The organism is Pseudomonas fluorescens (assembly GCF_902498065.1).
Classification (GTDB): domain Bacteria; phylum Pseudomonadota; class Gammaproteobacteria; order Pseudomonadales; family Pseudomonadaceae; genus Aquipseudomonas; species Aquipseudomonas fluorescens_BJ.
The window spans coordinates 152,121-176,672 of sequence record NZ_CABVIR010000008.1 but is presented as its reverse complement, the minus strand read 5'-3'; the positions used below and the strand labels follow the sequence as shown (position 1 = coordinate 176,672).

The following is a 24,552-nucleotide window of genomic DNA, read 5'->3' as shown; positions in this document are numbered from 1 at the left end:
CAAACAGTCCACAGCGGCTCGCCCAATCAGGCCAGTCGCGGTCGCCACCCCCACCGGGGATGTGCCGGCCCCCGAGCTACACACTGTCCAGAAGACGGCGTGAGGTGAGCCGACGTCAAAAGCGTCGAGCACGGACGAAGTTCTCAAAGGGAGGCCGACGGGTCTCCCTTTTCTTTTGCCCGCAATTTATCGCCGGCCCCTCAATAAATAAGTTGCGCGACTGATAACCTGTTGCAGAACCGGCCTGTGCTTTCCCAGTCTTACGTACAGGCTCTAACCCGCAGTGAGGAAAAGCATGAAGTCGCGCATCTGGCGTTTGGCCGGTGTTGGTTTGCTGTGTATCAGTGTCACTGCGCAATCGCTGGCCGATGAGCCGCAGAACCGTGGTCCCGATAACGGGCAGCGGGGCGACGGCCATCAGGGCAACAATCAGGGGCATGGCGGCAACAATCAGCCCCGCCCGCAAAACAATCCTCAGCAGAATCAGCCACGCCCGCAGAGCAACGAGATCATTCGCGGCGACAACAGTCGGCAGTTCGAGCACAACGGCCAGCCGAGCAATGGCGGGCAGTGGCAAAACAATCAGCCACGCGACAATCAGCCTCGCGACTTCAACAATCCCGTTCGGCCACCACCGCCGCCGCCACAATTGCCGGCCAACGACCTGCCGATCCAGGGCCGGCCCGATACCGTGCGCCAGACCCAGCAACCACAGCGCGGCTACTACAATGACGTGCCGCGGCGTAACGACAACAACAACCAGCACTGGCAGAACAACGGCCCGCGTCCCGATGATCATCGCTGGGCCGGTCGCCCGGACGGGCACGGTAATGGTTGGGGCCCGGGGCCGCAGTATCGTCCTGGTCATGTGATCGACCGCTTCCCGGACCGCGACTATCGCGTGCCGTATCGTGGCCAGGATTATTTCTTCTCCGGCGGCTACTGGTATCGCCCGCTCGGCCCGCGCTATGTCGTGGTGCAGCCGCCACGGGGGATTCGCGTCAGCTACCTGCCGGATTACGCCCGCGAAGTGTGGATTGGTGGTGCGCTGTTGTTCCTCGCGGCCGGTTCGTATTACGCCTACCAGGAAACCACTCAGGATTACGTGGTGGTCGAGCCCCCGGTGCAACCGCAGCCGCAACCGCTCAGCAATGGTTATGACGTGGTGGCCTATCCGGCCAACGGGCAGTCGCCGGAGCAGGTCAATCAGGACGGTTACGAGTGCTATCAGTACGCGGTGCAGCAGAGTGGCTTCGATCCGCGCACAGCCACTTACCAGCCGGACCCTTCGGTGGTGCAAGCCTACCGTCAGGCCCAGGGCAACTGCCTGAGCAGTCGCGGGTATCAGGTGAGTTTCTGATTCACCCTGGGGGCCTTCACCGCCTCCTGCGGGTCGGCGTGCACCAGCACCTCGGCTCGCGGGTAAGCGGCGTGAATCGCATCCGCCGCCTGATCGCTGATGCCGTGGGCGACTGACAGGGTCAGTTCGCCCGGCAATTCCAAATGCAATTGCACGAACCACTGGTTGCCGGAAACCCGCGTGCGCAGGTCATGCGCACCCAGCACGCCGGGTACGCTGCAAGCCAGTTCGAGCATGTGCTGACTGACATCTGGCGGCAGCTCTTCATCCATCAGCACGGTAAAACTTTCCCGGGCGATTTGGATGGCGCTCCAGAGGATGTAAGCGGCGATCCCCAATCCAAACCATGCATCCACCTGATGCCAGCCGAACCCCGCCAGCACCAGTGCCACCAGAATGCTGCCATTGAGCAGCAGGTCCGAACGGTAATGCAGGGAGTCGGCACGCACGGCGTTGGAACCGGTGGCCTTCACTACTCGATGCTGCAACATCAGCAACGCCAACGTCAGCACCAGGGAAAACACAATCACGCCAATGCTGATCCACGGCGCACCCACCGGTTCGGGATGCTTGAGCCGATCAAACGCCTGTAACGCAATCAACACCGCACTGCCGCCAATGAACAGTGCCTGCGCCATCCCCGCCAACGACTCGGCCTTGCCATGCCCGTAACGGTGATCGTCATCGGCAGGGCGCAACGCGTAATGCACCGCCAGCAGGTTGAGCAACGAGGTGACGCCGTCGAGGACGGAATCGGTCAACCCGGCGAGCATGCTCACCGAGCCGCTCAGCCACCAGGCGATGCCCTTGGCAACGATCAACATGCACGCGACTGCCACCGAGGCACGGGTCGCCAGCCGCAGCAGGCGGGCGTGTTCGGAACTGGAAATCATAGGTGCGGCTATTCCTTTATGTGCACGGATTACGCGGCAGGCTGCAGGCCGAGCAGGGCCAGTTGCTGAGTGCTGCCCTTGTGCTGGATCAGGCGTGGATCGTCCAGCGGGAAGCTGCGGCCCAATTCGGTTTCAAGAATAGTCTGCAATTTGTGGGTATCGACCTTGCCGTCTGCGCCGATGGCTTCCTTGAGTTTTTCCGGCGCCACCTGCGCAGTCTCGCCCGGTGCGTAATAGATCGCGCCGGAGGCGAAGTCCACGGCAAACGCGATCAGGCCGGGGATGATGTAGAACAGCAGGCCCACGGCATCCAGCGCGGCGATGGCGGGGTCGATCTTGCCTTCGATCTGCCCGCGACGATCAGGGTAGAAAATCGATCCGCAAGCAGTGACCTGGGTCAGCAGGGTTGCAACCAATACACCGCCAATCAGGCGAAAGGGAACACGCATAGGAAATCTCCTGAGTAGTCTTGAAACGAAAGGGCGTCTCTATGAATTAGGACCCTGATAAACACCGAGCAGTTCGCCGTTATACTCGGCCCGGCAGGGCGTGCCCACAGTAAATTGCGGTCGCGTCTCACCCCTTCCTGGAATAGTTGAGTACTGAAGTTGTTTCTTCCAGTTCGACCACGTGTAACGGCTGATGAATTTGATCGGGGTTCGGCCCTCCGGGCTGAAGCTGTGGACGCGCCATGCTGCGTTGCGGGACTTGGTAAGGAAACGAACCTTACCTGCGTCCCGCGCCTTGCCTGGTACGTCCACAGCTTCAACTCGACTCGCAATTTACTGTGGGCACGCCCTGGGGAGCCAGCATGATTTCTTTGCCGATTGATGAAGTTTTACCCGCCCTGCGTGAAGCCTTGGCTACACGCCACGAAGCTGTGCTCGAAGCACCGCCCGGCGCCGGTAAAACCACCCGGGTGCCCTTGGCCTTGCTCAACGAGCCGTGGCTGGCTGGGCAGACCATTCTGATGCTCGAACCGCGTCGGTTGGCGGCGCGTGCGGCAGCGGAGCGTCTGGCCAGCGAGCTGGGCGAAAAGGTCGGTGAAACCGTCGGCTATCGCATTCGGCTGGACAGCAAAGTCGGCCCCAACACCCGTATTGAAGTGGTCACCGAAGGCATTCTCACCCGCCGCTTGCAGGACGACCCGGCGCTGGAAGGCGTGGGTCTGCTGATCTTCGACGAATTCCATGAACGCAGTCTCGACGCCGATCTGGCGCTGGCCCTGAGCCTGAATGGCCGGGAGCTGTTCCGCGACGATCAGCCGCTGAAAATCCTGTTGATGTCGGCAACGCTGGAAGGCGAACGCCTGGCCGGGTTGCTCGATGACGCACCGATCCTGCGCAGCGAAGGCCGCATGTACCCGGTAGCGATGCGCTGGGGCCGGCCGTTCCAGCCCGGTGAATTCATCGAGCCGCGCCTGGTGCAGACCATCCTTGAAGCCTTGAACGATGAAACCGGCAGCCTCCTGGTATTCCTGCCGGGGCAAGCGGAAATCCGCCGGGTGCATCAACAACTGGCCGATGCGCTGGGCGATAACACGCCGGTGTTGCTCTGCCCGTTGCACGGTGAACTGGACCTCGCCGCGCAACGCGCCGCGATTGATCCGGCACCGGCAGGCTTTCGCAAAGTGGTGCTGGCGACCAACATCGCCGAGACCAGCCTGACCATCGACGGCGTGCGCGTGGTGATTGATGCCGGGCTGGCGCGGGTGCCGCGTTTCGATCCGGGCAGCGGCATGACCCGTCTCGACACGCAACGCATCTCCCGCGCCAGCGCCACTCAGCGCGCCGGTCGGGCAGGGCGGCTGGAGCCGGGCGTGTGTTATCGCTTGTGGTCGCAGGATCAACACGAGCAACTGGCGGCGTATGCCAGTGCGGAAATTTTATCGGCGGACCTTGCGGGGCTGGCGTTGCAACTCGGTCGCTGGGGCGTGACGCCGGGGCAGTTGGTGTGGCTCGACGTGCCGCCAGCCGCCGCGTATGCACAGGCTCAGGACTTGCTTGATCGACTGGGGGCACTGGACGGCGAAGCGCTGACCCGCCACGGTCAGGCCATGGCCGAACTGCCGGCGCATCCGCGCATCGCCCATTTGCTGCTGCGCGGTCAGGCGCTTGGCTTGGCAGAGATGGCGTGCGATGTCGCGGCATTGCTCGGCGAGCGGGATATCTTGCGGGGTGCCGGCGCCGATCTGCACAGTCGATTGGTGCTGCTGTCCGGTGAAGAACGTGCCGCGCGCGGTGCTCAGGGCGGCGTGCAACGGGCTCGGCAACTGGCGCGTCAGTATCGCGGTTACCTGCGCGGCAAACCGTCGGAGCCGGTCAGCGACCCGGATCATCCCCGCTGGCTCGGCGCACTGTTGGCGCTGGCCTATCCCGACCGTGTGGCGCAGCAACGTCGAGCGGGCGGCGCGGAGTATCGCCTGGCCAACGGTCGTGCGGCGTTGTTCGCCGAGGCTGACAGTTTGATGAAGCAGTCGTGGCTGGTGATCGCCGATCTGGGCAGTCGTCAGGGCCAGCGTGAGGAACGGATTTATCTGGCGGCGGATTTCGATCCGGCGTTATTCGATTCAGTGTTGGCCGAGCAAGTGCGGGTGGTCGATCAGCTGGATTGGGATGAGCGCGAAGGCGTGTTGCGCGCCGAGCGTCAGCGCAAGGTCGGGGAGTTGATCCTCAGCCGTGAACCCTTGACCGGGCTCGATGAAACCGCGCGCAGTCAGGCGCTGGTGAATCTGGTGCGGCGCAAGGGACTGGAGCTGTTGCCGTGGACCCCGGAGTTGCGTCAGTGGCAGGCGCGGGTGGCGTTGTTGCGGCAGTTGGATCTGGGTAGCAAGCGTGAGAGCGAGTGGCCGGATGTCAGCGACGCTGCATTGCTCAAAAGCCTCGAACATTGGCTGATGCCGTATTTGGGCAAAGTCTCGCGGCTCAGTCACTTCGCCAATCTGGACCTCTCGAGCATCGTCCATAACCTGCTGCCGTGGCCGTTGCCGCAGCGGCTGGAGGAGCTGGCGCCACATCATTTGAGCGTGCCGTCAGGGTCCTCGATTCGGCTGGATTACAGTGAGCAGCCGCCGATTCTGGCGGTGCGGTTGCAGGAGTTGTTCGGCTTGGCCGAAACGCCGCGCATCGCCGGTGGGCGGCAGGTGGTGAAATTGCATCTGCTGTCCCCGGCACGGCGGCCGGTGCAGGTGACGCAGGATCTGGCGAACTTCTGGCGCAGCACGTATGCCGAGGTGAAGAAGGATTTGAAGGGGCGGTATCCGAAGCATTACTGGCCGGATGATCCGCTGGTGGCTGAGGCCACGGCGCGGATCAAACCGCGCAAGGTTTAGCGGCCGTGCTCCGCAACGCCGTGCGCTATATCAGTACCCAATCCAGGGCGGCCTGATCTTTGGTCCGCTCGTATAAAGGTCAGATTATTCGTAATCCCGGTTGAATCACCCATTGACTCTCCCGTTACGGGCACACCCTACCCTGAGAGCTTCACTTTCAGGATGTCGTCATGATGAGCAAGCGAGTACTGGTAATTCTGGGGCACCCGTCAACCGACAGTTTTTGTGGTGCGTTGACCGAGGCGTATGTCGAGGCGGCCAAAAGTGCCGGGCATGATGTGCGTCTGTTACGACTGGATGCGTTGAGCTTCGATCCGGTGCTGCACGAGGGCTATAAACAGATTCAGCCACTGGAACCCGATCTGCTCAAGGCCCAGGCCGATATCACCTGGGCTGAGCACCTGGCCTTTGTCTATCCGATCTGGTGGGGCGGCATTCCGGCCTTGATGAAAGGTTTTTTCGACCGGACGTTTTTGCCCGGCTTTGCCTTCAAATACCGCGAAGGCAAAGCCTTTCCCGACAAGCTCTTGAAAGGACGGACCGCTCACCTGCTGGTCACGATGGACACTCCACCGTGGTATTACAAATGGGTCTATCGCATGCCTGGCCTGCACCAGATGCGCAAGACCACGCTGGCGTTCTGTGGCATCAAGCCATTGAAGACCCTGACGTTTGGCCCGTTGCTCGGTTCCAGGTCCAATCATCGGGATGCCTGGCTCAAGCAAGCCCGGGCACTCGCCAGCCACTGATACGTCCGTTGTGCAGCATCGCCTCCAACGGGCGATGCCCGCTTCATGCCTGCCAGTCCCCCGCCATTTGATGCCCTCGGGTTCCCGCGTTCGCATGCCTATGTAAAGATTCCTCCGCGCGAGCGAGCGCCCCTTTCCTGGCATAAAAAGGACTTTTTCATGTATATCGGCAAAGCGGCCCTGTTGTCGGGTACGACGATCAAAAGCATCCGCCACTATGAAGACATTGGCTTGCTGCCGCCGCCCCAGCGGGAAGGCAAATATCGGGTCTACAACCAGCAGAGCGTTGAACTGCTTACGTTCATCAAATGCGCCCAGCAACTGGGCTTCAAGCTTAAGGAAATGCAGGCGATCCTCCAGGATCACCGGGGCCAGGAGCTGCCCTGGGACTTGGCGAGCAAGGCAATTGCCGACAAGAAAGTGGAGTTGATGGCCCGGATCGAAGGGTTGCAGCAGGTTTACGCCGGGCTCGAGGCGTTTGAAACCAACCTGAAGGACGCCCAATACCAGTGCCAGTTTGAACGCCTTGGCAAAACCGCTTGAGCGACCTTGCGGGGGTGTTAACGAAGCACGACTGACTGGGAACAAGCGCCGCCTTCAAGTCCATCGTGAGCAAGCGCGCTCCTACAAGAGCAGGTGTGAACCTTGAGATTTAGCGGTCAGTTGCTCTCGACAATAATCGGCAAACAACTGCGCCGGTTTGGTCAGTTGCCCGCGTTTGAGCCACGCCGCCACCAGTCCTGAGCCGGTGACGTCTTCGATGATGTCCACGCACACCACTTTCTGACCGTCGTAGGTGCATTCCGAGTGCGGGCGGGTGACCAGGATCGAGAAGCCGAACCCTTGCCCAACCATGCCCCGAACCATCTCGATCGACGGTGAGCTGAAGGCGATGTTCGGCGAAAGGCCCAGTTCTTCAAAGAGGCTGACGAAGTAGGTCCGGCTCGGTTGCACGTCCAGCAGAATCATCGGCTCCAGGCACAGGTCGCGCAGTGAAACCTGTTTGAGCTGGGCAAACCGGTGATCCGCCGGCAGCAGTGCATAAGGCCGCTGCGCCGGCATCAGCGGTTCGGTTTCGATGGTGGCGTCGAGGTCGTGTTCATAGAGGATCGCCAGGTCGAAGGTGCCTGAGGTCAGGCCTTGCACCAACTCTTGCTGCTCGCCATCGCGGATGCGGATTTTCACGCCGGGGTACAGCGCCGAGAACCCGGCAATCAATTGCGGCAGGTACAGCGGCGCGACGGTTTCGAAGCAGCCGATGTCGATTTGCCCGGCTACCACGTCATTGTCGGCCAGAGCGTTCTGCTCGAACTCCTTGGCCATGCGCAACAGTTCCTGGGCCTTGCGGTAGAAGCGTGCACCACTGGGGGTCAGGGACACGCCTTGCGCGTGATGACGGATCAGCAGTTGCACGCCGAAGCTGTCTTCCAGGCCTTTGATCGCCGTGGAGATCGCCGGCTGAGCGATGTACAGCTTGCGCGACGCCTCGGCGACGCTGCCGCATTCGACGGTGGTGATGAAGTACTTCAATTGACGCAGGTTGTAGGCAGCCACGGCAAACCTCGGGGTGGATGGACTCGACATCCAGGCAATTTTTGCGCCGACTGCATCCGTTCTGACGACGGTGTTGTTGTGCCTGAACAATAACCACATACCGCGCAACCGTGGAGATGGGCTGCCCAGTTTTTTCATGGTCTGCGAAGACATTTTTACTATTTTTCCTCGACACGGGTCTGGGCCACCATCCAATTCACAAGAAAAGCCCATGGAGCATCTGAACGTGTTCGAGCTTACCTACTGGCAAAACAAGGCCGTTGTACTGCGGTTTCCTGACCTGGCCCTGATCGACGGCAAACCCTGTTCGGCGCAGTCGGGCCAGACCTTCGCCGCGATCAACCCGGCCACCGGCCAGTGCCTGGCCAACGTGACCGCGTGCGGCGCTGAAGACGTCGACGTCGCGGTCAACAATGCGCGGCAGGTGTTCGAGGCCGGCACCTGGTCGGCGCGTTCGCCGGCCGAGCGCAAGCTCGTGCTGCTGCGTCTGGCTGATCTGATCATGACTCACCGCGAAGAATTGGCACTGCTCGATTCGCTGAACATGGGCAAACCGGTGATGGACGCCTACAACATCGACGTGCCGGGCGCCGCCGGGGTATTTCGCTGGTACGCCGAAAGCCTCGACAAGCTCTACGACCAGATCGCCCCGAGCGCACAGAACGTGTTGGCAACCATCACCCGCGAAGCACTGGGCGTGGTTGCCGCCGTGGTGCCATGGAATTTCCCGCTGGACATGGCCGCGTGGAAGCTCGCGCCAGCCTTGGCCGCAGGCAATTCGGTGATCCTCAAACCCGCCGAGCAATCGCCTTTTTCTGCCCTGCGTCTGGCCGAGCTGGCGCTGGAGGCCGGTGTTCCCGCCGGCGTGCTGAACGTGCTGCCCGGCCTCGGCGAACAAACCGGCAAAGCCCTCGGTTTGCACCCGGACGTCGATTGCCTGGTGTTCACCGGCTCCACCGAAGTCGGCAAATATTTCATGCAGTATTCCGCGCAATCGAACCTGAAACAGGTATGGCTGGAGTGCGGTGGCAAGAGCGCCAACCTGGTATTCGCCGATTGTCAGGACCTGGATCTGGCCGCCGAGAAAGCCGCGTTCGGCATCTTCTTCAATCAGGGCGAAGTGTGCTCGGCCAACTCGCGGTTGCTGGTGCAGCGTTCGATCCATGACGAGTTCGTCGAGCGCCTCAAGATGCAGGCCGAACGGTGGTTGCCGGGCGATCCGCTGGACCCGTCGAGCAGCGCCGGGGCGATTGTCGACAGCCGCCAGACCGCACGAATCATGAAGTTCATCGAGCAAGCCGAACGCCAGGGCGCGAGCAAGGTGTGTGGCGGTCGGCAGTCGATTTTCAACGGATCCGACAACTTCATTCAGCCGACGATTTTTACCGGCGTGAGCCCGGACATGCCGCTGTTTCGCGACGAAGTGTTTGGCCCGGTGCTGGCGGTCACCGCGTTCGATGACGAGGCACACGCCTTGCAACTGGCCAACGACAGCGTCTACGGGCTGGCTGCGTCGCTGTGGACCGACGACCTCAATCGCGCCCACCGCGTGGCGCGGCAATTGCGTGCGGGCACGGTGTCGGTGAACAGCGTCGATGCGCTCGACGTGACCGTGCCATTCGGTGGCGGCAAGCAGTCCGGTTTCGGCCGCGACCTGTCGCTGCACTCATTCGATAAATACACCCAGTTGAAGACCACCTGGTTTCAGCTGCGCGCATAACAGCCGCTCACAACAAAACGGAGAACTGGCGATGACCACACCACGTGAAACCCGCGACTACCAGGCCGCCGACGCTGCGCACCACATTCACGCATTCGTCGATCAGAAAGCGCTCAACGATGAAGGGCCACGGGTGATGGTCCGTGGAGAGCGCCTGCACCTGTGGGACAACGATGGTCGGCGTTACCTCGACGGCATGTCCGGGCTGTGGTGCACCAACCTCGGTTACGGTCGCAAGGATCTGGCGGCTGCGGCGACCCGACAGCTTGAACAGTTGCCGTACTACAACATGTTTTTCCACACCACCCACCCGCAAGTGATCGAGCTGTCGGAGCTGTTGTTCAGCCTGTTGCCGGGGCACTACAGCCACGCGATCTACACCAACTCCGGCTCGGAAGCCAACGAGGTGCTGATTCGCACCGTGCGGCGTTACTGGACGATCCTCGGCAAGCCCGAGAAGAAAATCATGATCGGTCGCTGGAACGGTTACCACGGTTCCACGCTGGCGGCGACGGCGCTCGGTGGCATGAAGTTCATGCACGAAATGGGCGGCATGCTGCCGGACATCGAGCACATCGACGAGCCGTACTTCTTCGCCCACGAAGGCAACCTGACCCCGGCTGAATTCGGCCTGCGGGCGGCGCAGCAACTGGAAGCAAAGATTCTTGAATTGGGCGCGGACAAGGTCGCCGGGTTTATCGCCGAACCGTTCCAGGGCGCGGGCGGGATGATCTTTCCACCGGAAAGCTACTGGCCGGAAATTCAGCGGATCTGCCGCAAGTACGACGTGTTGCTGTGCGCTGACGAAGTGATCGGCGGCTTCGGTCGCACTGGCGAATGGTTTGCCCACGAGCACTTCGGTTTCGAGCCGGACACGCTGTCGATCGCCAAGGGTCTGACCTCCGGCTACATCCCCATGGGCGGGCTGATTCTGTCGAAGAAAATGGCCCAGGTATTGGTGGAGCAGGGCGGGGTGTTTGCCCACGGCCTGACGTACTCCGGGCACCCGGTGGCGGCAGCGGTGGCCATCGCCAACCTCAAGGCATTGCGCGATGAAGGTGTGGTGACGCGGGTCAAGGATGACATCGGCCCGTACCTGCAACAGTGCTTGCGCGAAGTGTTCGGCAATCATCCGTTGGTGGGGGATATTCAGGGCGTCGGGATGGTTGCGGCGTTGCAGTTGGCCGAGGACAAAAGCAGTCGCAAGCGCTTTGCCAACGAGAACGACATCGCCTGGCGCTGCCGCACGATTGGCTTTGAGGAAGGGGTGATCATTCGTTCGACGCTGGGGCGGATGATCATGGCGCCGGCGTTGATTGCCAGTCGTGAAGAGGTTGATGAGCTGGTTGGCAAAACCCTGAAAGCGGTGGATCGTACGGCTCAGGAATACGGCCGGCTCTGATCTGGCCGGAAGGTCCTTCGGACCTTATCGCGAGCAGGCTCGCTCCCACATTGGGACTGTGTCAACCTCGGTAGAGAGGAGGACATGGAACCCCTGTGGGAGCGAGCCTGCTCGCGATAGCTTTCTCTCCCGCAACCTATCTCTAAGCTTTTGCACCCGTCCCGTGCGCCCCCGCAAACAGCGCTCATTTTCAGTGCGCGCTACCCAGTTTTTTCATCACTCCCAACGACATATTTCCTGATTTTCCTTCTCTCGGCCTTGGGCCAACATCGACCTCGCCAGTCAGCCGAACGCTGCCCACAAAAAGGTCCATCAGAGACCGCCCGTGGCAGCTCTTCTCCAAACGCTGCTGGCCGTACTGCCCATGACAAAACTAAATCAACAGCTTTGGGAGTGCTCCATGATCAAGTCCTTGCTTACCCGCGTCGCTCATCCACTGGCGATCACCGCCATCGCCGCCACGGTTGCCACCAGCGCCCAGGCCGGCACTCTCTCTATCGGCCACACCACGTGGGTCGGTTACGGCACGCTCTACCTCGCCCAGGACCTGGGCTACTTCAAGGAGAACGGTTTGACCGTCGAATTGCCCGTCGTCGAAGAAGCCTCGATGTACATGGCCGCGCAAGCGTCGGGTGAATTGTCCGGCTCGGCGTCGACCATCGATGAGGTGCTCAAGTACCGTCCGCAATTCTGCTTCAAAGCGGTCGCTGCACTGGACGACAGCCATGGTGGCGACGGTGTTCTGGTAGGCAAGGACGTCAAGAGTCTGCAGGAGCTGAAGGGCAAAGCCGTGGCGGTGAACGAAGGTTCCACCTCGCAGTTCTGGCTGTCGTACTTACTGAAAAAACACGGCATGAGCATGAGCGACATCACCGTGCAGAACATGACGGCTGATGACGCCGCCACCGCGTTCATCGCCGGGCGTGTACCCGCCGCTGTGACTTGGGAACCGCATCTGTCGATGGTGCGCAGCAAGCAACAGGGCAAAGTGCTGATCGACAGCAGCAGCACGCCGGGGGTGATCGTCGATGTGGTCGCGCTTAACTGCACCGTCATCGAGAAGCAACCGGAAGACGTCAAGGCGTTGGTCGCCGGTCTGTACAAAGCGGTGCAGTACACCAAGGACCATCCGAAGGAAGCCTACAAAATCATGGCCAAGGGCGTGGGTGGTTACCTCGCCGATCCGAAGGAACTGGAAGCGGCCGCGCAAGGCGTGCGTTTCTACGATCAGGCCATGAGCGAAAAACTCCTGGGCTCGCCGGGCAAGCCGGGCGACAGCGAACCGCTGATCAAACTGGCCAATGAAACCGCCAGTGAATTGCAGGGCAAACCCTACAACGTCAGCAATGACGACCTGATCGACAACCGCTTCGTCACCCCGCTCTAGGAGGTTCGCATGTTCAAGCGCAATTCATGGCTGAGCCGCTGCATCACGCCCAAGACCGGCCTGCCGGTTTCAGTGATCTGGAGCGCAAGCGGCTTGGCCTGGGTGTTATTGGTTGGCCTGTGGGCCGGGTTGTCGTATGGCGGCGTGGTGCCGGGCATGTTCCTGCCGACACCGGGCGCGGTGGTCGAAGCCGCCGTGCGCCTGAGCCGAGACGGCACCCTCGGCCTGCATGTGTGGGCCAGTCTTGAAGTGGTGATCGTCGGTTTCGTCGTCTCGTCGCTGGTGGCGGTGCCGCTGGGGTTGCTGATGGGCAGCTTTCGCATCGTTCAGGCGTTCCTCGAACCGATGGTGAATTTCATTCGCTACCTGCCGGTAACCTCGTTCGTGCCGCTGTTCATTTTGTGGATCGGCATCGGTCTGGAACAGCGCGTTTCGGTGATCATCTTCGGCGTGTTTTTCCAGCAACTGGTGATGATCGCGGACGTGTCCAAAGGCATCTCCAAGGACCTGATCAATGCGTCTTATACCTTGGGCTCGAACCGCCGCGATGCCGTGCTGCATGTGATCGCTCCGGCGTCGTTGCCCGGTGTGCTCGACACCTTGCGCGTGACCATGGGCTGGGCCTGGACTTACCTGGTGGTCGCCGAGCTGGTCGCCGCTTCCAGTGGCCTGGGTTACTTGAGCCTCAAGGCCATGCGTGGCTTTCAGGTGGATGTGATTTTCCTCGCCATCGCGATCATCGGCCTGTTGGGCCTGGTCACTGATCAACTGTTCCGTTTCCTTCGTCTGAGGATTGCCGCATGGGCTCAGTAACTGCCGTCAACCCGCGTTTCGTCACCCCGATGGCTGCCCCGGTGCACGCCGCGCCACGCCTGCAAGTGGACAAGGTCAGCCTGCGTTATCAGAAGCCCGATGGCGGTGTGTTCACTGCACTGGATCAGGTTTCGTTCGAAGTCCCGGATCAACAATTCGCGGTGCTGGTCGGGCCGTCGGGCTGCGGCAAGTCGAGTTTGCTGTACCTCACGGCCGGCCTGAATGAGCCCACGGAAGGAGAGATCTACGTCGGCGGTCAGCAAGTGCAGGGCCCCGGCGCGGATCGCGGCATGGTGTTCCAGAGCTACACGCTGTTCCCGTGGCTGACCGTGCGGCAGAACGTCGAGTTCGGCCTCAAGCGTCGCGGCATGGCGGCGGCGCAGCGCAAGGAGATCGTCGATTACTACGTCAATGAAGTCGGCCTGACGGGTTTCGCCGACAACTACGCCAAGCAGCTGTCCGGCGGCATGATGCAGCGGGTGGCGATTGCCCGGGCGTTGGCCAACGATCCGCAGATCCTGCTGATGGACGAACCCTTCGGCGCCCTCGACAGCCAGACGCGCCTGCAAATGCAGCAGCTGCTGTTACGGGTCTGGGGCAACAGCAAGAAGACCGTGCTGTTTGTGACCCACGACATCGACGAGGCGATTTTGCTGGGCGACCGGGTTTACGTGATGGGCGCCAGGCCTGGGCGGATCAAGCAGATTCTGGACGTGCCGATTGAGCGTCCACGGACCCTGGACATGGTCATGGAGCGCTCGTTTATCGAGATGAAGCGCAATATTTTCGGGTTGCTGCACGACGACCTGGAGGAGGTGCATTGAGTTTGTGCGTCGTACGCCATCCCTGTGGGAGCGAGCCTGCTCGCGAAGGCGGCCGCACATTCAAGATTGATGTCGGCTGACACAATGCCATCGCGAGCAGGCTCGCTCCCACAGGTTTTGTGTCGGGTCCAGGCTACGGCGCAGCCGGCAGGAGGAACCGCGCAATCACCGGCAAGTGATCGGAGATCCGCAAGGTATCGTCCTGCCGCACCGTCGCCTCGACCCGTTTGATCCGCGGGCTGTAAAACAGGTAGTCAACAGTCCGGTCCGGGCCGTTCAGCCCCGGGTCATTCGGGTAATGCGTCAGCCACTGCGCCCGATCGATGCCGCTCGCTTCATTGTTGGTCGGGATCATCGGGTACTTGTCCCACAACAGGTGTAACGCGCTGTCGGCGGAGTAGGGCGTGCGTTGTTCAGTGGGCAAGCGTCGATATTGCCCCAGCGGCAACAGGTTGAAGTCGCCGCCGATCAGCCACGCCGTGCCACGGCTTTCGTATTTGTCGAGGACTTTGGCCACCGCCGTCACCTGGGTCTGTAGCGTTTCATCAGGTTGGGTCGCGCGGTCCAGATGGGTGTTGAGCACTGCTATCTGACCGCCGTCACTCAACGGCAGGTAAGTGACCAGCAAGGCATTTTTCGGCTGGAACTGACGGCTGATGAGGTTGGCCGGCGCGACCGGCAATTGCAGGCGTTCGGCGTGATCGATCTGGTAGCGGCTGAGGGTTGCCAGTTGTCGGCCGACACTGCCGAAGAGGTGCGGTTGCGGCACGAAGTCGGCTTTCCAGTCGAAGGCATGAGCGCTGCACGGATAGAGGTCGGCGAGGCGTTCCTGGAGCAGCTTGAACTGGTTCTGGTAATCGCTGGCCTTGGCGCCGTCATCGAGTTCTTGCAACAACACGATGTCCGGTTGTTCGTCGCGAATGACCCGCGCCACCTCATCGAGGCTGAAGGCCATGTCTTCAGGCGTCGGTTTTTCATCGCTGCCGGCGGCCAGGTCATTCCAGAACACATAGCGCTTACCCGCCAGGTACTGAACGTTCCAGGTCATCACTTTCAACGCCTGGCCGGGCACCAGTGTCGGTGCTTGAGCATTGCAGCTGACGGGCAGAACTTCCTTGGCTTCAGGGCGCCAGGTCAGGCTGTAGATCAGCAGGGCAATCAGGCCGATCGCAATCAACAAGCCCAGCAGGGTGTAGCGCAGTAGACGGGTCATGGCTCGGCTTATAGCGTTACAAAAGATGACCCCGAGCATAACCGAGAGCGGGGCCGAAGCCCACGCTTAGAGCGGTCGGTCGATTTTCTCGGGAACGTCGCTGATCAGCATGAACAAACGGAACACCACCACGCTGGTGAACAGTTGCAGGAAGCTGTGGGCGCTGTCGATCAGCAGGGAGATCACCGGGTTCTGCGGTTCCGGGTAAACGTTGAGGGTCACGCCTTTGAGCAGCCACAACGGGGCCATCACACACAGAATGCACACCAGAATGCGCAGGAAATGACCGCGGGTCAGGCGCAGGCTTTCTTTCATTGCCGCCAGTGGCGCCAGGCCGCGCAGCACCAGCAGGTATTCGCCGAACGCCAGGGTCACCATCAGCCAGATGCCCGGCAGGAAATACAGCGACAGACCGAGCAGGATCAGCAAGGTATTGAGCGCGGTCAGCAGGGCGAAGCGCGGCCACAGCCAGGCGGACCTTGTCAGCAGGTCACGGTTACGCGGTGATTCGCCTCGGCTGCGCGCGTCGAGAAACAGAATCAGCGCGCCGGTGTACAGCGGATACACCAGCAGGCCGACGATCACGCTGATGCCGGGGAAACTGTCCGGTTCGGTGGAGTGGTCGACCACTTGTTGCAGCAGCGCCTCGAGGATCACCAGCGGCAGGCACAGCTGCACGATCTGGCTCAGATTGCGCTTGAAGAAATACAAAGAGTCACGCAGTACATCGAACGGATTCATCAGTCGGTATCGCAGGTTGAAAGCAGTGGCCCACTTTAACCGATGCAGCGCTTCGGGGCGCAAACGTAAACGTTCGGTAAAGGTCATTGAAACAACTTGTTTCAGCCTCCATTAAGGTCGAGCGCCGTATCCTCCCTGGAGAAGGTCAACGATTTCCCCGGCAATCTACGAGGTCGCCATGAACAGCGAAGAACAAACCCTGATCGATGGACTGTTTTCCCGGCTGCAACAGGCCGAAACGGACTCAGCCCCGCGTGACGCCCAGGCCGAGGCGCGGATCAAGGAGCATCTGACTCGCCAACCTGCGGCGGGCTACTTCATGACCCAGGCGATTCTGGTGCAGGAGGCCGCGATCAAGAGCCTCGACGCGCAGAACAAGCAACTCACCCAGCAAGTCCAGCAATTGCAGGCCGAGCTGCAATCGGCCAAGGCGCAGACGGTGGCTCCGGCGCCAAGCGGCGGTGGCTTCTTGTCGAGTATTTTCGGCGGCAGCTCCCGTGAGGCGCCTGCTCAGAGTGCGCCGCCCTCCAACGGTGGCTGGCGCGAACCGGGGCGGCCCTCATTCAACGCGCAGCCGCCGCAGCAGGGTTTCGCTGCACCGCCACCGCAGCAGAACTACGCGCCGCAACAGCAGGCGCCTGCGGCCGGCAGCAGTTTCCTCGGTGGCGCGCTGAAAACCGCCGCCGGTGTGGCGGGTGGCGTGATGCTGGCGCAGGGCATCAGCAGCCTGTTCCACAGCAATCAGCAGCCTCAGGAGGTCGTCGAAGTCATCAAGGAAGAGCCGGCTCAGGTCAACGATCAGAGCAATGACAGCGGTTGGGCCGATGATCGGCGTGTGGCGGACAACGCCAGTGATCAGGGCGGCTTTACCGACGCCGACTACAACGATGACAGCTCATCGTTCTTCGGCGGCGACGACGATTCCTTCGTCTGACACGCCATTCGTCCGGAGCGCTGCGGCGCTCCGGACCGATTATTCGCGGAACAATCCTTCAGGCTGGCATACTGGGCAACTTTTCGGGCCCGGTGCCTGATCCAGCCTTGAGGAAAACCGGTGAAAAAAATTGCAGTGTTCGCCGACGTTCAAAACCTCTATTACACCGTGCGTCAGGCCTATGGTTGCCACTTCAACTACGCCGCGTTGTGGGCTGACATCAGCAAACAGGGCGAGATCGTCGAGGCCTATGCCTACGCGATCGATCGTGGTGACAGCAAGCAGCAGCAGTTTCAGCAGATCCTGCGCAACCTCGGTTTCACCGTGAAGCTCAAACCCTACATCCAGCGCAGCGACGGCTCGGCCAAGGGCGACTGGGACGTGGGCATCACCCTCGACATCATGGACGCGGCGGACCACGTCGATGAAGTGGTGCTGGCCTCCGGCGACGGCGATTTCGACATGCTGCTGGAGCGCATCATCGCCAAGCACGGCGTGCAAGCCGTGGCTTACGGCGTGCCAGGCCTGACGGCCAACTCGCTGATCCGCGCCGCCAGCCGCTACGTGCCGATCGAAGGCGCGTTGCTGCTCAAGAATTGATTTTTACGGAGTTGAAACAGGTTTGGAACGCATAGCAGTCATCGACTTTGAGACCACCGGGATCTCCCCGAGCAGCAGCTGCCGGGCCACGGAAATCGCCGTGGTGATCCTTGAACAGGGGCGCATCGTCGAGCGTTACCAGAGCCTCATGAACGCCGGCGTGCGCGTCCCGGCCTTCATCGAACAACTCACCGGCATCAGCAACGCGATGCTGCGCACCGCGCCATCAGCCGAGCAGGTGATGAACGAGGTCAACGAATTCGTCGGCATTACGCCGTTGCTGGCCCACAACGCCGCGTTCGACCAGAAGTTCTGGGACTTTGAACTGGGGCGGATCAAACGCACGCGGTTGCAGAACTTTGCCTGCTCGCTGTTACTCGCCCGCCGCCTCATGCCCGCTGCGCCGAATCACAAACTCGGGACGCTCACCACCTTCGCCAGCCTGCCCAACACTGGCAAGGCTCACCGGGCCATGGCTGACGCCGAGATGGCCGCCAACCTGACGGCGCATCTGGCGCAGGAACTGCGGCAGAAGCATGGGTTGCGCGAGTTGTCCCATGATCTGCTGGTGAGCCTGCAGAAAGTGCCGGCGGCGAAGATCAATGAGCACCTCAAGCGCCACCGCGGGTTCTGACAGAAACACCGGTGAACCCCTGTGGGAGCGAGCCTGCTCGCGATAGCGATTTATCATTCAACATCTATGTTGCCTGACACTCCGTCATCGCGAGCAGGCTCGCTCCCACATTTGATCTCCTGCAACTTTAGACCGGTTTCCCTTCCAACTGCCCCAACGGCACGCGCTTTTCGATGGCGCTCGACAACACAATCGACGTCTTGCTGAACCCGAATTTGGCAATCCGGTTGATCAGCTCCTCCAGCTCCGGCATCGAGCCCACCGCCGCTTGCATGATCACGCACGGGTCGCCCGTCACCCGGTGGCATTCGGTCAGTTGCGGGATTTTGATCAGGTCGTCGTAAGCCTTCTGATTACCGTGCTGGTTCAGGCGCAGTTCGATGACGCACTGGATCGGCAAGCCAAGCTTGGCCATGTCGACTTTCGCCTGGTAACCGGTGATCACCCCGCTGGCTTCGAGTTTGGCTACGCGCTCGGCCACGGCCGGGGCGGACAGGTTGACCTTGCGCGCGAGGTCGGCGTAGGACGCACGACCGTTTTCCAGCAGGGCGCTGAGGAGCATGCGGTCGTATTTATCCATCGTCGTATTCCTGAAAAATGACTGACTTTCGAAAGCACGGTTTATAGCGCTGATCTCCGTGATTTGAAAAGTGTACCGGCGCTATAAACAGGTTTTGTAACTTATTTTCTACGGTTCACCTTTCTAGAATAGCTGTTCATTTGTCCTTGCCTGTGAGCTGCCCCCATGCCTGGCCTGCGCCGTTTTCCCTTACCGTTGATCGCTGCCTTTTTCGCCTTGTACGTGATTTGGGGCTCGACTTACCTGGTGATTCGTATTGGCGTGGAGTATTGGCCGCCCTTGCTGCTCGCCGGTATTCGCTTTGTCATCGCGGGTACCTTGATGTACGCCTTCCTGCGCTGGCGCGGTGCTCCGGCCCCGACCTGGGCGCAGTGGAAAGCGGCGGGGATCATCGGGATTTTGCTGTTGGCGTGCGGTAACGGCGGGGTCAGTGTGGCGGAGCACATGGGCGTCGCGTCCGGCGTCGCCGCGCTGGCGGTGGCGACGGTGCCGCTGTTTACCTTGCTCTGCGGCTATTTCTGGGGCGCGCGTAATACCCGTCTCGAATGGGCCGGGATTGTGCTCGGGCTGATTGGCATTGCCATGCTCAACCTCGGGTCCAACCTGCAATCGAGCCCGCTGGGTGCCCTGTTGCTGATCTTCGCGGCGGCGTCATGGGCGTTCGGTTCGGTGTGGAGCAAGCACTTGCCGCTGCCCCAGGGCGCGATGGCCAGTGCCGTGGAAATGCTGGTGGGTGGCGTGGCGCTGCTGATCGGCAGTGCCGTGAGCGGTGAGCATCTGGAAGCCATGCCGCCGATTGAGGGTTGGGCGGCACTGGCCTACCTGACCTTCTTCGGTTCGATCATCGCCTTCAACGCTTACATGTACCTGTTGAAAAACGTGCGTCCGGCGGCGGCCACCAGTTATGCCTACGTCAACCCGGCGGTGGCGGTGTTGCTGGGGATCGTGTTTGTCGGCGAGACCATCGGTATCGAAGAAGCGTTGGCCATGCTGGTGATCATCAGTGCCGTGGTGTTGATCGGTTTGCCGCAGTGGCGCCGGGCGCCGGTGCGACCGGCTGCCGTGGTGCAGACAGAATCGAGCGTGAATTAGGGTAAACTGCGCGCCATTGCACACTTGTTTGCACACCCGCGCTGAATTTTCCTACGGTAATCCCATGACTTTCGCCTCCCTTGGCCTGATCGAACCCTTGCTGCGCTCTCTCGAGACGCTCGGCTACCAGACCCCGACGCCGGTTCAGGCGCAAGCCATTCCGGCGGTGCTGGCCGGTCGCGACCTGATGGCCGCCGCCCAGACTGGCACCGGCAAGACCGCCGGTTTCGCTGTGCCGCTGCTGCAATTGCTGGCCATGGAAGGGCCGAAAGTCACTGCCAACTCTGTACGTGCATTGATTCTGGTGCCGACCCGCGAATTGGCCGAACAGGTTCACGAAGCCGTGCGTCAGTACGCCGAGAACCTGCCGTTGAGCACTTACGCGGTGTACGGCGGCGTCAGCATCAACCCGCAAATGATGAAGCTGCGCAAAGGCGTCGACCTGTTGGTGGCGACGCCGGGCCGTTTGCTCGACCTGTTCCGTCAGAACGCGCTGAAGTTCAACCAGCTGCAAACCCTGGTGCTGGACGAAGCGGACCGCATGCTCGACCTGGGCTTTTCCGAGGAGCTGGGGAACATTTACCGGGTGCTGCCGAAGAAACGTCAGACACTGCTGTTCTCCGCGACCTTCTCCGATGCGATTCGCCTGCTGGCCGGGCAAATGCTCAACGATCCGCTGAGCATCGAAGTCAGCCCGCGCAACGTTGCGGCCAACACCGTTAAACAGTGGGTGGTGACGGTGGACAAGAAGCGCAAGCCGGAGCTGTTCATCCATTTGCTGCGCAAGGGCAAGTGGAAGCAGGTGCTGGTGTTCGCCAAGACCCGCAACGGCGTGGACGCGCTGGTGGAAAAACTCCAGGGCCTGGGCATCAATGCCGATGGCATCCATGGCGACAAACCTCAAGCGACCCGTCAGCGTGCGCTGGACCGGTTCAAGGCCAGTGAAGTGCAGATCCTGGTCGCCACCGACGTCGCCGCCCGTGGTCTGGACATCGAAGATCTGCCGTTGGTGGTCAATTTCGACCTGCCGATCGTGGCAGAGGACTACATCCACCGGATCGGTCGTACCGGCCGCGCGGGTGCCACCGGGCAGGCTATTTCGCTGGTGTGTGCCGATGAAGTGAATTTGCTGTCAGCCATTGAGACGTTGACGCGTCAGACGTTGCCTCGGCAGATGGAGCATGACTTTGAACCTGAGCACCGTGTGCCGGATACCGATGCCAGCGGTCAGGTGGTGAAGAAACCGAAAAAGCCGAAGAAGCCAAAGACCTCCGGTGGCGGTAAACGCAATTTGGGTAAATGGGTCGAGAGCGGGGATGCTTCGGCGCCGGAGCCTTCGATCAAGCCTGTGCGTAAGGTGCCGGTATTCAATACCGGGCCGCGTAAGCGTAAGCCTTGAACACACGAGGCGTCTGTTAGGCCGCCATCGCGAGCAGGCTCGCTCCCACACTGGATTTTCGGTGAACACATCATTTGTGTACACCTGAGATCAAATGTGGGAGCGAGCCTGCTCGCGATGGGCACGACTCATTCTTCAATTCTTACTCAGCAACCACTCCACCATCCCCAACCCCGCTGCTCGCCCACTGGCGAAACACGCGGTCAGCAGATAACCGCCGGTCGGCGCTTCCCAATCCAGCATTTCCCCCGCGCAAAACACGCCAGGCAGTTGCTTGAGCATCAAACGTTCGTCCATCGACTCGAACATCACGCCACCGGCGCTGCTGATGGCTTCGTCCAGTGGACGGGTTTTCACCAGCGTCAGTGGCAGCGCTTTGATCGCTTTGGCCAGCAACGCCGGATCGGCGAAGCATTCAGCCGCCGTTAGTTCGCGCAGCAACGCTGCTTTCACGCCATCAATCCCCAGCTGACTGTGCAGATGTTTGGACATTGAACGAGAACCGCGCGGTTTGCTCAGCGCCGCCTGAACTTTATCCACAGGTCGGCCCGGTAACAGGTCGAGGTGAATGGTCGCCGAGCCGTGTTGATTGATGGCTTCGCGGATTGGAGCCGACAGGGCGTAGATCAAGCTGCCTTCAATCCCGGTGGCCGTGATCACACATTCTCCCAGCCTTGGAACATCGTCATTGAGCCCGATGGCGATGTTTTTCAGCGGCGCACCGGCGAATTTGCTGACCATCAATTCGCTCCAGGCCTGCACTTCGAAGCCGCAATTACTTGGTTGCAGCGGCATCAGTCCTACGCCACGTTGCTCCAGTGGCAACATCCATGCGCCGTCGGAGCCGAGCCGCGACCAACTGCCGCCGCCGAGGGCCAGCAGGGTCGCGTCGGGTCGAATGGTTTTTTCGCCGTCGGGACTTCCGATGAGCAATCCACCGTTGTCATCCCAGCCCAGCCAACGGTGGCGGGTGTGGATAACTACGCCGGCATCCCGCAAGCGTTTGAGCCAGGCGCGCAACAGCGGCGCAGCTTTCATGTCGGTCGGAAACACCCGGCCGGAGCTGCCGACGAAGGTTTCGATGCCCAGATCATGAATCCACTGGCACAGCGCCTCGGCGCCAAAGGCGCGCAGCAGCGGTGCAATCTGCGGTGCACGCTCGGAGTAGCGTGCGAGAAAGGCCGGATAGGCTTCGGAATGGGTGATGTTCATGCCGCCGACACCCGCCAGGAGAAACTTCCTGCCCACCGACGGCATGCCGTCGTAAAGGTCGACCTTGATCCCGGCCTGGCTCAACACTTCGGCGGCCATCAGGCCGGCGGGGCCACCGCCGATGATGGCGACTTGAGGGGGGAGGGCTGCGGAGGTTTGGGTCATGGAATGCGCTGCGGTTTGGCGGAATGAAGCCGGGCATTCTACCAGCCCAAATCCCTGTGGGAGCGAGCTTGCTCGCGATAGCGGTGGGTCATTCGACATCGATGTTGGATGTGAAGGCCTCATCGCGGGCAAGCCCGCTCCCACAGGGATTGTTGTGGGTTCAAGAGGTTGGTCAAAAAATAACCAGTGCTTTGCAGGCTATACGCAACATGGCCTGCAGGCCCTTTCACTCAGGTTATCCACAGGCAGTTCCACAGGCATTGTGGGTAAAGACTCACACCTCAATGACAACCTGATGACGTCCAGACCCGCTGCGCGCTGTGATGCAGGATGCCGTGACGTCGCGCCAACGCCTTGCGGTCCTTGCTGTAACCGCCGCCAATGACCCCGACCACCGGGATATCCCGCCCCAGGCAATGGCGCATGACGCTTTCATCCCGAGCGGCCACGCCTTCGTCTGTCAGCTTCAGATAACCGAGCGCGTCATCCTTATGCACATCGACACCGGCGTCGTACAACACCAGGTCCGGTTGATAGAGCGGCAGCAGATAATTCAGCGCATCGTCCACCACCTTCAGGTAATCGGCATCGCCCATCCCTTTGGGCAGCGGGATGTCCCAGTCACTTTCTGCCTTGCGTGCGGGAAAGTTCTTCTCGCAGTGCAGGGAAACGGTCACCGCGTCCGGGGTGTTGTGCAGGATGCGTGCAGTCCCGTCGCCTTGATGCACGTCGCAATCGAAGATCAGCACCCGATTCACACGACCGCTTTCCAGCAGGTAATGGCTGATCACCGCGAGGTCATTGAAGATGCAGAACCCCGCCGGATAGTCGTAATGCGCGTGATGCGTGCCCCCAGCCAGGTGACAGGCCAGTCCATGTTCCAGCGCCTGTTCCGCCGCCAGCAACGACCCGCCGACTGCCCGCACCGTGCGCCGGGCCAGTGCTTCGCTCCACGGCAGGCCGAGGCGCCGCTGGTCTTCGCGAGATAACTCGCCGCTCATGTAGCGCTCGATATAAGCAGCGTCATGGGCGAGGGCGAGAATCTCCGGTGGGCAGAGCTGCGGGCGCTGCAGATCGGCGTCCCGGGTCAGGCCGCTGTCCACCAGGTGATCGCGCAGCAGGCGAAACTTGTCCATGGGGAAGCGGTGGTCCGCAGGGAACTCGGGGCTGTAGTCTTCGTGGTAAATCAGCGGCAGCGGCATGGCAGGCTTTTATTGAGTACGGCGTGTAGGAATGAGTGAACGATCCTACCAGCGATGTAGACTTGCAGCATGGAAACGGAGGGGCACGATGGAGCCGATACTGGAACTCGAGAGCGCACGACTGTTGTTGCGACAGTGGCGTGACGAGGATTTGCCGGAGTTTGCGGCGATGTGCGCTGACCCACAGGTGATGCGCTACTTTCCGGCGCCCTTGAGTCGACTGGAAAGCGCCTCGCTGATCGGACGGATTCGTGGGCATTTCGCCGAGCATGGTTTCGGCCTCTGGGCGCTGGAGCGCAAGGACACCGGCGCATTTATCGGTTTTACCGGGCTCGGTGTGGTCGGTTTCGACGCGCCCTTCACCCCGGCCATCGAGATTGGCTGGCGCCTGGCGCGCGAGCACTGGGGCCTGGGTTATGCCAGTGAAGCGGCATGGACCGCTCTGCGCTGCGGGTTTGACCGCTTGGCGCTGAAAGAGGTCGTGTCCTTCACCACCCAAACCAATACGCCTTCTGAAAAAGTCATGCAGGCGATTGGCATGCACCATGATTCAGCCGATGACTTTGAGCACCCCAAGCTCGCGGCCGATCATCCCCTGCGTCACCATGTGTTGTACCGCATCACCCGCGAACAATGGCTGCAAACCTTGCATGGATAAGCCGGCCCGGACGTTTACAATGGCGCCAATGATGGCCCCGGCCAGAACCTGAATCGACCGCCGCAGCCAAGACTGCGCGGCATAGCGTT

At 61.1% G+C, this 24,552-nt stretch carries 23 protein-coding genes; 15 read left to right on the top strand and 8 right to left on the bottom strand.

Annotation, left to right across the window (positions count from 1 at the left end; all coding sequences use genetic code 11):
• The first annotated feature begins 295 nt into the window (after positions 1-295).
• Positions 296-1,360, top strand: coding sequence for a DUF6515 family protein (locus F8N43_RS24465; RefSeq protein WP_150638386.1), 1,065 nt, complete (start codon positions 296-298; stop codon positions 1,358-1,360).
• On the opposite strand, the gene F8N43_RS24460 is transcribed toward F8N43_RS24465, so the two are convergent.
• Complete coding sequence (locus tag F8N43_RS24460; protein WP_150630396.1) at positions 1,345-2,253, bottom strand: cation diffusion facilitator family transporter; 909 nt, start codon at positions 2,251-2,253, stop codon at positions 1,345-1,347. The two genes, F8N43_RS24465 and F8N43_RS24460, sit on opposite strands and share 16 nt — an antisense overlap.
• Positions 2,254-2,282: 29 nt before the next feature.
• Positions 2,283-2,702: a polyribonucleotide nucleotidyltransferase gene (locus F8N43_RS24455; protein ID WP_150630397.1), complete on the bottom strand. Its 420-nt coding sequence runs from the start codon at positions 2,700-2,702 to the stop codon at positions 2,283-2,285.
• A 362-nt stretch (positions 2,703-3,064) separates the two neighbouring features.
• Between F8N43_RS24455 and hrpB the strand changes: the two genes are divergently transcribed.
• From hrpB to F8N43_RS24440, 3 genes are all read left to right on the top strand, one after another.
• On the top strand, positions 3,065-5,584 hold the full coding sequence (gene hrpB, locus F8N43_RS24450) for an ATP-dependent helicase HrpB (protein ID WP_150638383.1): 2,520 nt from the start codon (positions 3,065-3,067) through the stop codon (positions 5,582-5,584).
• A gap of 170 nt (positions 5,585-5,754) precedes the next feature.
• The gene (locus F8N43_RS24445) at positions 5,755-6,333 is read left to right on the top strand and encodes an NAD(P)H-dependent oxidoreductase (RefSeq protein WP_150638381.1); all 579 of its coding nucleotides are present in this window, start codon (positions 5,755-5,757) and stop codon (positions 6,331-6,333) included.
• A gap of 159 nt (positions 6,334-6,492) precedes the next feature.
• The gene (locus F8N43_RS24440) at positions 6,493-6,876 is read left to right on the top strand and encodes a MerR family transcriptional regulator (protein ID WP_150654490.1); all 384 of its coding nucleotides are present in this window, start codon (positions 6,493-6,495) and stop codon (positions 6,874-6,876) included.
• Positions 6,877-6,957: 81 nt separating this feature from the next.
• On the opposite strand, the gene F8N43_RS24435 is transcribed toward F8N43_RS24440, so the two are convergent.
• Positions 6,958-7,887, bottom strand: coding sequence for a LysR substrate-binding domain-containing protein (locus F8N43_RS24435; protein WP_150654513.1), 930 nt, complete (start codon positions 7,885-7,887; stop codon positions 6,958-6,960).
• 226 nt (positions 7,888-8,113) lie between these two features.
• On the opposite strand from F8N43_RS24435, the gene F8N43_RS24430 reads away from it, so the two are divergent.
• From F8N43_RS24430 to F8N43_RS24410, 5 genes are all read left to right on the top strand, one after another.
• Positions 8,114-9,607: an aldehyde dehydrogenase gene (locus tag F8N43_RS24430; RefSeq protein WP_150654512.1), complete on the top strand. Its 1,494-nt coding sequence runs from the start codon at positions 8,114-8,116 to the stop codon at positions 9,605-9,607.
• A gap of 31 nt (positions 9,608-9,638) precedes the next feature.
• The gene (locus tag F8N43_RS24425) at positions 9,639-11,009 is read left to right on the top strand and encodes an aspartate aminotransferase family protein (protein ID WP_150654489.1); all 1,371 of its coding nucleotides are present in this window, start codon (positions 9,639-9,641) and stop codon (positions 11,007-11,009) included.
• Between the two features lie 400 nt (positions 11,010-11,409).
• Positions 11,410-12,396 (top strand): ABC transporter substrate-binding protein, encoded by a 987-nt coding sequence (locus F8N43_RS24420; protein WP_150630402.1) that lies wholly within the window; start codon positions 11,410-11,412, stop codon positions 12,394-12,396.
• 9 nt (positions 12,397-12,405) lie between these two features.
• The gene (locus F8N43_RS24415) at positions 12,406-13,209 is read left to right on the top strand and encodes an ABC transporter permease (protein ID WP_150630403.1); all 804 of its coding nucleotides are present in this window, start codon (positions 12,406-12,408) and stop codon (positions 13,207-13,209) included.
• The gene (locus tag F8N43_RS24410) at positions 13,197-14,033 is read left to right on the top strand and encodes an ABC transporter ATP-binding protein (RefSeq protein ID WP_150630404.1); all 837 of its coding nucleotides are present in this window, start codon (positions 13,197-13,199) and stop codon (positions 14,031-14,033) included. Before F8N43_RS24415 ends, F8N43_RS24410 begins: the two co-directional genes overlap by 13 nt.
• 133 nt (positions 14,034-14,166) lie before the next feature.
• Here the strand turns inward: F8N43_RS24410 and F8N43_RS24405 are convergent, their stop codons facing one another.
• Complete coding sequence (locus F8N43_RS24405) at positions 14,167-15,246, bottom strand: endonuclease/exonuclease/phosphatase family protein (protein ID WP_150630405.1); 1,080 nt, start codon at positions 15,244-15,246, stop codon at positions 14,167-14,169.
• Positions 15,247-15,312: 66 nt separating this feature from the next.
• Positions 15,313-15,987 carry a YciC family protein gene (locus F8N43_RS24400; RefSeq protein WP_150638510.1) on the bottom strand — a complete coding sequence of 225 codons (675 nt, stop codon included), beginning with the start codon at positions 15,985-15,987 and terminating at the stop codon, positions 15,313-15,315.
• Positions 15,988-16,165: 178 nt separating this feature from the next.
• On the opposite strand from F8N43_RS24400, the gene F8N43_RS24395 reads away from it, so the two are divergent.
• The 3 genes from F8N43_RS24395 (at position 16,166) to F8N43_RS24385 (ending at position 18,155) form a co-directional block, all read left to right on the top strand.
• Complete coding sequence (locus F8N43_RS24395; protein ID WP_150654488.1) at positions 16,166-16,921, top strand: DUF2076 domain-containing protein; 756 nt, start codon at positions 16,166-16,168, stop codon at positions 16,919-16,921.
• 120 nt (positions 16,922-17,041) lie between these two features.
• Entirely contained in the window at positions 17,042-17,521 is a 480-nt protein-coding gene (locus F8N43_RS24390; RefSeq protein WP_064675757.1) for an NYN domain-containing protein, read from the top strand.
• A gap of 22 nt (positions 17,522-17,543) precedes the next feature.
• A complete protein-coding gene (locus F8N43_RS24385) occupies positions 17,544-18,155 on the top strand; it encodes a PolC-type DNA polymerase III (protein ID WP_017340916.1) in 612 nt (203 codons plus the stop codon).
• Between the two features lie 127 nt (positions 18,156-18,282).
• Here the strand turns inward: F8N43_RS24385 and F8N43_RS24380 are convergent, their stop codons facing one another.
• Positions 18,283-18,735, bottom strand: a complete 453-nt coding sequence (locus F8N43_RS24380) for an Lrp/AsnC family transcriptional regulator (RefSeq protein WP_150630408.1) — start codon at positions 18,733-18,735, stop codon at positions 18,283-18,285.
• Positions 18,736-18,900: 165 nt separating this feature from the next.
• On the opposite strand from F8N43_RS24380, the gene yedA reads away from it, so the two are divergent.
• Positions 18,901-19,827, top strand: coding sequence for a drug/metabolite exporter YedA (gene yedA, locus F8N43_RS24375; protein WP_150630409.1), 927 nt, complete (start codon positions 18,901-18,903; stop codon positions 19,825-19,827).
• A gap of 64 nt (positions 19,828-19,891) precedes the next feature.
• Positions 19,892-21,226: a DEAD/DEAH box helicase gene (locus F8N43_RS24370; protein ID WP_150630410.1), complete on the top strand. Its 1,335-nt coding sequence runs from the start codon at positions 19,892-19,894 to the stop codon at positions 21,224-21,226.
• A 135-nt stretch (positions 21,227-21,361) separates the two neighbouring features.
• Here the strand turns inward: F8N43_RS24370 and F8N43_RS24365 are convergent, their stop codons facing one another.
• Positions 21,362-22,603 carry a TIGR03862 family flavoprotein gene (locus F8N43_RS24365; protein ID WP_150638372.1) on the bottom strand — a complete coding sequence of 414 codons (1,242 nt, stop codon included), beginning with the start codon at positions 22,601-22,603 and terminating at the stop codon, positions 21,362-21,364.
• Between the two features lie 281 nt (positions 22,604-22,884).
• A complete protein-coding gene (locus F8N43_RS24355) occupies positions 22,885-23,805 on the bottom strand; it encodes a histone deacetylase (protein WP_150638368.1) in 921 nt (306 codons plus the stop codon).
• A gap of 88 nt (positions 23,806-23,893) precedes the next feature.
• On the opposite strand from F8N43_RS24355, the gene F8N43_RS24350 reads away from it, so the two are divergent.
• Complete coding sequence (locus F8N43_RS24350) at positions 23,894-24,463, top strand: GNAT family N-acetyltransferase (protein ID WP_150630414.1); 570 nt, start codon at positions 23,894-23,896, stop codon at positions 24,461-24,463.
• Positions 24,464-24,552 lie beyond the last annotated feature (89 nt).